1 protein-coding gene is annotated in these 1029 nt (G+C 35.6%); it reads left to right on the top strand.

Annotated features, from left to right (window positions below; all coding sequences use genetic code 11):
- Nucleotides 1–263: 263 nt before the first annotated feature.
- Nucleotides 264–713, top strand: a complete 450-nt coding sequence (locus tag L1D50_RS23055; protein WP_239966940.1) for a pilin — start codon at nt 264–266, stop codon at nt 711–713.
- The last annotated feature ends 316 nt before the right edge of the window (nt 714–1029 follow it).

The raw sequence follows: 1029 nt of genomic DNA, 5'->3' as shown, positions 1-1029 counted from the left end.
CTATTAAAGTAAATGTTAATTGTGATCGCTGAAGCTAAATCGGTGCTACACTTCTAGTTGATTAGGGAACGGTCACAAACTTAACGGGTTTAGTTTTCAAGATGTTTGAATGATAAACTTGCTTCACCTTCTTGGGCGCCGTTAAGTCAATTTGAGCACACCAGTTTGTTGATTCGATGGATTGGTATTTATTGCAAAGGTTTTAATAAACGCTTAACTTAAACCTATTATGGTTAAGTCACTTAAAATTTAGGAGACACATCATGACTCAAAAACAACAGGGTGGTTTTACCCTAATCGAACTAATGATTGTAGTAGCAATCATCGGTATTCTAGCTGCAGTAGCTTTGCCTGCTTATCAAGATTATACAACTCGCGCTAAAATGAGTGAGGTTATCACATTCGCCGGCAGTGCAAAAACTGCGGTTAGTGAATGTGTTCTTACAACTGGTAATATTAGCTCATGCAGCTCTAACAAGGCTGTTGGCTTGGATGACAAAACAAAAATCACTTCCGCTTATGTTGAGTCTTTAGAAGTTACTGGAAGTGGTGTAATTACTGCTGCAATTAAAGGAACTAATGTCTCAGATCTGGATACCGGTACATTAAAGTTAACACCAACAAATAATAACGGTTCTTTGACTTGGAAGTGTGAGATTAGTTCTTCAGCTCTAAATCGTTATGTGCCTCAAAACTGTAGAAATGGCAGTTAATTAATACTTCGAACAATGAACTTCATCATTGAAGTTCATTGTTTATTAAAATGAAAAAACTTCGAATTTCTCACATACCTTTTGTTACAGCAATATTTTTTGTTTTTTGTCTGTTTTTTCAATTTGATGTTTACTTGGGTGGGGTTTACAACGAAAAACGCATCGCACAGATTGCTTTTATTTTTCTTGTTATACTGGTAGCTTACCAAGTAAGAAAAGTACCTTATGTATTGCTCGTCCTACTAATCTTGTTTCCAATAAACCTGTTAGTTACAACCAATACACTAATAACTGCCACAGTATTACTCAACTATAC

Source organism: Pseudoalteromonas sp. Isolate6 (genome assembly GCF_022398435.1).
In the GTDB taxonomy this organism is placed as follows: Bacteria; Pseudomonadota; Gammaproteobacteria; order Enterobacterales; family Alteromonadaceae; genus Pseudoalteromonas; species Pseudoalteromonas galatheae.
Note: the sequence above shows the minus strand (reverse complement) of the source record. Positions and strands in the feature narration are given on the sequence as shown.

Excerpts from the sequence above, each read along its gene's own strand:
- L1D50_RS23055 (WP_239966940.1), top strand. The coding sequence starts at position 264 with ATGACTCAAAAACAACAGGGTGGTTTTACCCTAATCGAACTAATGATT.